Origin of the sequence: Streptococcus sp. 1559 (genome assembly GCF_013276735.1) — a bacterium.
Lineage (GTDB): Bacteria > Bacillota > Bacilli > Lactobacillales > Streptococcaceae > Streptococcus > Streptococcus pseudopneumoniae.
Genome location: NZ_VMLO01000079.1, coordinates 1 through 7,025, shown reverse-complemented (window position 1 = coordinate 7,025; position 7,025 = coordinate 1). Strand labels below are relative to the sequence as shown.

General features: G+C 40.5%; 7 protein-coding genes. 6 read left to right on the top strand and 1 reads right to left on the bottom strand.

Annotation, left to right across the window (positions count from 1 at the left end; all coding sequences use genetic code 11):
- From HT688_RS09305 to HT688_RS09280, 6 genes are all read left to right on the top strand, one after another.
- Nucleotides 1-851 (top strand): MiiA motif-containing surface protein (locus HT688_RS09305; RefSeq protein ID WP_172923725.1); only part of this gene is annotated, 851 nt, incomplete at its 5' end.
- Between the two features lie 335 nt (nt 852-1,186).
- A complete protein-coding gene (tnpB, locus tag HT688_RS09300; RefSeq protein WP_172923724.1) occupies nt 1,187-1,393 on the top strand; it encodes an IS66 family insertion sequence element accessory protein TnpB in 207 nt (68 codons plus the stop codon).
- A complete protein-coding gene (locus HT688_RS09295; RefSeq protein ID WP_240148172.1) occupies nt 1,381-1,806 on the top strand; it encodes a hypothetical protein in 426 nt (141 codons plus the stop codon). The genes tnpB and HT688_RS09295 overlap by 13 nt, the downstream gene beginning before the upstream one ends.
- A 310-nt stretch (nt 1,807-2,116) precedes the next feature.
- Nucleotides 2,117-2,773: a response regulator transcription factor VncR gene (gene vncR / locus HT688_RS09290; RefSeq protein ID WP_172923723.1), complete on the top strand. Its 657-nt coding sequence runs from the start codon at nt 2,117-2,119 to the stop codon at nt 2,771-2,773.
- Nucleotides 2,770-4,098 carry a sensor histidine kinase VncS gene (vncS, locus tag HT688_RS09285; RefSeq protein ID WP_119943699.1) on the top strand — a complete coding sequence of 443 codons (1,329 nt, stop codon included), beginning with the start codon at nt 2,770-2,772 and terminating at the stop codon, nt 4,096-4,098. The genes vncR and vncS overlap by 4 nt, the downstream gene beginning before the upstream one ends.
- Nucleotides 4,099-4,238: 140 nt before the next feature.
- Complete coding sequence (locus HT688_RS09280) at nt 4,239-5,120, top strand: class II fructose-bisphosphate aldolase (protein ID WP_001019001.1); 882 nt, start codon at nt 4,239-4,241, stop codon at nt 5,118-5,120.
- A 320-nt stretch (nt 5,121-5,440) separates the two neighbouring features.
- Here HT688_RS09280 and HT688_RS09275 read toward each other — a convergent pair whose 3' ends face one another.
- A complete protein-coding gene (locus HT688_RS09275; RefSeq protein WP_031222547.1) occupies nt 5,441-6,631 on the bottom strand; it encodes a ferredoxin reductase family protein in 1,191 nt (396 codons plus the stop codon).
- Nucleotides 6,632-7,025 lie beyond the last annotated feature (394 nt).

Here is a 7,025-nt window from a genome sequence, read left to right as displayed (position 1 = left end):
ATACAGATGGCGATGGCTTGACTGATAAGGAAGAAGTAGAAAAAGGAACAGACCCTACTAAAGCCGATACAGATGGCGATGGCTTGACTGATAAGGAAGAAGTAGAAAAAGGAACAGACCCTACTAAAGCCGATACAGATGGCGATGGCTTCACAGATAAAGAAGAAGTAGATAAGGGAACAAATCCGAAAGATCCAAACTCGAAACCAGAATCTAAACCAGTAGATCCATCAACTAAGGATACAGATAGTGTTAAAGATCCATCAGTAACATCGGTTAAAGATCCAAGCAACTTGACTGATGCAGAAAGAGCTAAGGTAGCCGAAGAAGTTAAGAAATCTAACCCAACTGCAACAGATGTTAAAGTAGGTAAAGATGGAACAATAACTGTAACCTTCCCAGATGGCTCAACAGCAGTAATTCCAGCAGCTAAAGCAGTTGAGAAAGCTAAAGATGCAGATAGTGTTAAAGATCCATCAGTAACATCGGTTAAAGATCCAAGCAACTTGACTGATGCAGAAAGAGCTAAGGTAGCCGAAGAAGTTAAGAAATCTAACCCAACTGCGAAAGATATTAAGGTAAACAAAGACGGATCAGTAGTTGTAACCTTTGAAGATGGTACTACATCTGTTATTCCAGCAGATAAGACAGTCAAGAAATCAGATAGTTCAGTAGCAGTTAATCCAGCTACCAACCAAGATTCACCTGCTCAAGCACCAGCTGAGAAAGCAGGAGCGAAAGAATTGCCAAATACTGGTACAGAACAATCTAGCGCTTCACTTGCTCTAGCACTTCTTGCAGCAGCAACAGGGGGACTCCTTATCGCGAAAAAACGCAAGGAAGAAGAGTAAGAAATTACTTTGATAAAATAATTCATAGGATAAACATTCTGTAAATTTAACGAAAATAGATTGGAACACTATGTTCTAGTCGCCCCCAAAAGGATAGCATCTCCGAGAGGAGATGTTATCTTTTTTTACTAGTGAATCAAATGATATAGTGGATTAAATTTATAATAGTACGGTAAGCGCGTCATAACAAGGTATCTATCATTCATGGAGTTCCTCCTGTATACTATTCGTAAAGTAAAACTATTGGAAGATATTTTAATGCCACAACCTATTGTTCCTGTAGAGATTCCACAATCTCGAAATGATAGAAGAGCTTTTGGATAAGGTGTTGCTCTATGACAATTCATCTATCTAGCCTAGGGCAGGTCTATCTCGTATGTGGGAAAACGGATATGAGACAAGGCATTGATTCACTGGCTTATCTCATTAAAACCCACTTTGAATTGGATCCTTTCTCAGGTCAAGTCTTTCTCTTTTGTGGTGGACGTAAAGACCGCTTTAAAGCCCTTTACTGGGATGGTCAAGGATTTTGGCTACTATAGAAGAATCGTCAGAGTCAAAAGAAGCATCAGTTACCTCTGAAAGTGAGTCAACAGACACACAACCATCTGTAGAAGTAGGAACAGAAGAAACACTAGCTCCAAAAGACGCAGGAACAACAGTAGAAGCTGAAGAAGTTGTAACACCAGCTCCTCAAAAGGTCAAAGTCAATGTTTTTTATAACTTTGATAAAATGAAAGATATTGCAGGTTTTCTAGGAGATATCAATGGAACTCCTCTTGAAATCGCGGAAGGTTCAACAGATGATGAAGTAAAAGTGGCAGTCAAGAACCAAGTTGATGCTAAGAAAGAAGAGTTGGGCAAACGTGGCTATACTTTAAAAGAGGACTATGTCTATCAAGCTAATGGGAAAGATTATAACTACGTTGTAACATTTTCAAAAGCAGCTAAATAATTTTCATTCTATAGAGAGTGAAATGCAAGCAGAGAGAGCGATAGGCTCTCTTTGTTTTATCGAGTGGTCAGTTGCTTACAGACAAAAGGCCAGTAAGAGATTATAATAGAAAATAGAGTAGGTATTTATACTCTTCGAAAATCTCTTCAAACCACGTCAGCGTCGCCTTACCGTATGTATGGTTACTGACTTCGTCAGTTTCATCTACAACCTCAAAACAGTGCTTTGAGCAACCTGCGGCTAGCTTCCTAGTTTGCTTTTTGATTTTTATTGAGTATAAGAAAAATAAAAAATAGAGAGCAGTTAAAGTATGAAAATTTTAATTGTAGAAGATGAAGAGATGATCCGTGAGGGGGTCAGTGATTATTTGACGGATTGTGGCTATGAAACCCTTGAGGCTGCAGATGGGCAAGAAGCCTTGGAGCAATTTTCTAGCTATGAGGTAGTCTTGATTTTACTAGATATCCAGATGCCCAAGCTAAATGGTCTAGAAGTCCTAGCTGAGATTCGTAAAACCAGTCAGGTTCCTGTCTTGATGCTGACCGCCTTTCAGGATGAGGAATACAAGATGACTGCCTTTGCTTCTCTGGCAGATGGCTATCTGGAAAAGCCCTTCTCCCTCTCCCTCTTAAAAGTGAGGGTGGATGCAATTTTCAAGAGATACTACGATACAGGACGAATCTTCTCTTATAAAGATGCCAGGGTGGATTTTGAGAGCTACAGTGCCAGTCTAGCAGGTCAAGAAGTGCTTATCAATGCCAAAGAGTTGGAAATTCTGGACTATCTGGTGAAAAATGAAGGCCGGGCCTTGACTCGGTCTCAGATAATCGATGCCGTCTGGAAAGCGACAGATGAGGTTCCCTTTGACCGTGTCATTGATGTTTATATCAAGGAATTGCGGAAAAAACTAGACCTGGACTGCATCCTCACTGTGCGCAATGTTGGTTATAAATTGGAGCGAAAATGAGACGAACAGGTTTATTTACAAAGATATTTATCTATACCTTCTCGATATTTAGTGTTCTGGTTATCTGCCTTCATTTAGCTATTTATTTTCTATTTCCCTCGACTTATCTGAGTCATCGTCAGGAAACCATTGGCCAGAAAGCGACAGCTATTGCCAAGTCCCTAGAAGGAAAGGATAGGCAGAGCATCGAGCAAGTGTTAGAGCTGTATTCCCAGACTAGTGATATCAAGGGGGTCGTTAAGGGCGAGATGACAGAGGACAAGTTAGAAGTCAAGGACAGCATTCCTCTGGATACGGACCGTCAGACCACCTCTCTCTTTATTGAGGAGCGTGAGGTGACAACGCAAGATGGTAGCACCATGACTCTCCAGTTTCTGGTTTCTATGGATTTGCAAAAGGAAGCAGAGCAAATCAGTCTCCAATTTCTTCCCTATACCTTGCTGGCATCCTTTCTAATTTCCCTCTTGGTGGCCTACATCTATGCTCGGACCATTGTTGCCCCGATCTTGGAAATCAAACGGGTGACTCGTAGAATGATGGAACTGGATTCCCAAGTGCGATTGCGCGTGGATTCTAGGGATGAGATTGGTGATCTCAAGGAACAAATCAATAGCCTCTACCAGCATCTTTTGACTGTCATTGCAGACTTGCATGACAAGAATGAAGCCATTCTCCAGCTGGAGAAGATGAAGGTCGAATTCCTACGAGGGGCTTCTCATGAACTGAAAACACCGCTGGCTAGTTTGAAAATCCTGATCGAAAACATGAAAGAGAATATCGGTCGTTATAAGGATAGAGACCAGTATCTGGGAGTTGCCTTGGGGATTGTGGATGAACTCAATCACCATGTTCTGCAGATACTTTCCCTCTCTTCTGTGCAGGAGTTGCGAGATGATAGGGAAGAAATTGACCTCCTCCAGATGACACAAAGTCTGGTTAAGGATTATGCCTTGCTCGCCAAGGAAAGAGAGCTCCAGATTGACAATAGTTTGACCCATCAGCAGGCTTATCTAAACCCATCAGTTATGAAGTTGATTCTTTCTAATCTCATCAGCAATGCCATCAAGCACTCTGTTCCAGGTGGCTTGGTTGGCATTGGAGAAAGAGAAGGGGAACTCTTTATCGAGAATAGCTGTAGCTCAGAAGAACAAGAAAAACTAGCCCAGTCTTTTTCTGATAATGCTAGTCGCAAGCCCAAAGGGCCTGGGATGGGACTCTTTGTGGTCAAGAGTCTATTGGAACATGAAAAATTAGCTTATCATTTCGAGATGGAGGAGAATCGTTTAACCTTCTTCATAGCTTTTCCAAAAGTCGCCCAAGACTAGAGATAGAAAGGGTTTACATGGATGAAGCTAGAAGAAATTAAATCGAAACTACGGGAAAAACTAGATTTTTTTGTCAAAAAGTGATAAAATGAACAATGTAAATGGGGTGACCCATAAAAATATACAGGAGGCCTGATAAAATGGCAATCGTTTCAGCAGAAAAATTTGTCCAAGCAGCTCGTGACAACGGTTATGCAGTTGGTGGATTTAACACAAACAACCTTGAGTGGACTCAAGCTATCTTGCGCGCAGCAGAAGCTAAAAAAGCTCCAGTTTTGATCCAAACTTCAATGGGTGCTGCTAAATACATGGGTGGTTACAAAGTTGCTCGCAACTTGATCGCTAACCTTGTTGAATCAATGGGTATCACTGTACCAGTAGCTATCCACCTTGACCACGGCCACTACGAAGATGCACTTGAGTGTATCGAAGTTGGTTACACTTCAATCATGTTTGACGGTTCACACCTTCCAGTTGAAGAAAACCTTAAATTGGCTAAAGAAGTTGTTGAAAAAGCACACGCTAAAGGTATCTCAGTAGAAGCTGAAGTTGGTACTATCGGTGGTGAAGAAGACGGAATCATCGGTAAAGGTGAATTGGCTCCAATCGAAGACGCTAAAGCAATGGTTGAAACTGGTATCGACTTCTTGGCAGCTGGTATTGGTAACATCCATGGTCCTTACCCAGCAAACTGGGAAGGTCTTGACCTTGACCACTTGCAAAAATTGACAGAAGCTCTTCCAGGATTCCCAATCGTATTGCACGGTGGTTCAGGTATTCCTGATGAGCAAATCCAAGCAGCTATCAAACTTGGTGTTGCCAAAGTTAACGTTAACACAGAATGCCAAATCGCATTCGCTAACGCAACTCGTAAATTTGCTCGTGACTACGAAGCAAACGAAGCAGAATACGATAAGAAAAAACTCTTCGACCCACGTAAATTCTTGGCTGACGGTGTAAAAGCTATCCAAGCATCGGTTGAAGAACGTATCGACGTATTCGGTTCAGAAGGTAAAGCATAATCTAGCTGAATAATACAGATAAAACCTGCCTGTGAGGGTGGGTTTTTTGATTTCAAGCTACTCGTTTTAGTATAGTAAACTGAATCTAGACTAGCACAATGCTGATTCTATAGCGTTTTGAAACTAGAACAGGACAATATAACTGCTAAAATATTTCTATAAATTCATTTGATTTTCCTAATCAATTTGTTCGTATCCTATTTCATTCCACTATAAAACATTCTTATCAATTGATTTGAATTCCAAAATTTCATCGCTCTGGTCTTATTTCATTTGGCTATAAAAAACTCTCCTGGGGAATCCCAGGAGAGTATGAGTACTTATTTGAACTTGAATCCTTCGTAAATAAGCTCTGCTTTTGGATTTTGTTTCTTAATCTGTTTGGCAAGTGTCTTCATCATAGAAAGGGGACCACACATATAGACGGTTGCATGTTCGGGCACTTCTTTTTGTTCAAAATTAAGATAGCCGTCTTTCGTACTGTCGATTAGATGGAGTTCAAAATTAGGATTTTTCTGAGCATAGTTACGGAGTAAATCTAGGTAGACTGCATTTTCATCTCCACGGAAGCTATAGTAGAAGTGAACCTGTTTATCTAAAATAGGATGTTCACGGATGTAAGAGATGAAGGGGGTGATCCCAATACCTCCAGCAATCCAAACCTGATTTTCTCGTCCTTCTTCTATGATCATGTGTCCGTAAGCTCTGTCTAGGGTTACTTTGCTGCCGGCTTGAAGATTATCATAGATATTATTGGTATGGTCGCCTGAATTTTTAACAGTAAAGTAAAGAGTTTGACCATGACCTCCTGAGATAGAAAAGGGATGCGGAGCACTTTCAAAGCCTTCTTGGAAAATCTTTAGAAAGGCAAATTGTCCTGATTGATAGTTGAAAGGTCTGCTAAGATGGATTTGAATTTCTCTAGTATCGTGATTTAAGCGTTTGAGATGGGTAATTTTCCCTAGATAGGGGAAGGAAATCTTTTGATATAGAAAAATGATATAAAAACCAGCTAGTAAGCCTAAAAGGGCATAGTTACCAACAAGAAAACTTAGAAGATTAAATGTAAGGAGACGATTGCCCATTATCATGTAGATGTGAAAGAGTCCTAAAATATAGGCTAGGTAAACCAGGCGGTGAATCCATCGCCAAGCTTCGTATTGGATGTATTTGCCTAAATAGGCGACAAGGATGATGCTGGCAAAGATATAGATGGCAAGATTACCAAACTGAGCAGCTAAGCGAGAGCCCCACAAACCGCCCATACTAAAGTTATGAAAGATTAGTAGGATGATTGAGAGAAAGGCTGTGAATTTGTGGACGGTGTAGACCTTCTCCAAACCGTGAAACCAGCTTTCTAGTAGTGGGAGACGAGTGGCTAGGATAAAAGTCAGAGATAGGCTTGTTAAAGCTAGTCCTGGAATCATGAATTGGGGAGAAGTGTTCATCCAAGTCAAAAGAGTCAAGATAAAACTAGCTATGATAAAGAGTAGTCCTTTGATTGATTTCATAGAAAATTCCATTTCATTTAGATTTCGATTTGTTGTAAATGAATTTGTTACATTTTATCATAGAAAATGTATGGTGTCAAATCTAGGTGTGTAAATCTCTGTTCTTATAAAAAACTCTCCAATTGAACTGGAGAGTGGCTGTTTATACTCAATGAAAATCAAAGAGCAAACTAGGAAGCTAGCCCGCAGGCTGCTCAAAACACTGTTTTGAGGTTGTGGATAGAACTGACGAAGTCAGCTCAAAACACCGTTTTGAGGTTGTGGATAGAACTGACGAAGTCAGTAACATATATACGGCAAGGCGAAGCTGACGTGGTTTGAAGAGATTTTCGAAGAGTATAGTAGATTGAAATAGACTGTGAACAAATTGATAAGGAAATTTTAAAGTAATTCC

Bases quoted from the DNA above. Each gene is read 5' to 3' on its own strand.
- vncR (WP_172923723.1), top strand. From the start codon at position 2,117: ATGAAAATTTTAATTGTAGAAGATGAAGAGATGATCCGTGAGGGGGTC.
- HT688_RS09275 (WP_031222547.1), bottom strand. From the start codon at position 6,631: ATGAAATCAATCAAAGGACTACTCTTTATCATAGCTAGTTTTATCTTG.
- tnpB (WP_172923724.1), top strand. From the start codon at position 1,187: ATGACAATTCATCTATCTAGCCTAGGGCAGGTCTATCTCGTATGTGGG.
- HT688_RS09280 (WP_001019001.1), top strand. From the start codon at position 4,239: ATGGCAATCGTTTCAGCAGAAAAATTTGTCCAAGCAGCTCGTGACAAC.
- vncS (WP_119943699.1), top strand. From the start codon at position 2,770: ATGAGACGAACAGGTTTATTTACAAAGATATTTATCTATACCTTCTCG.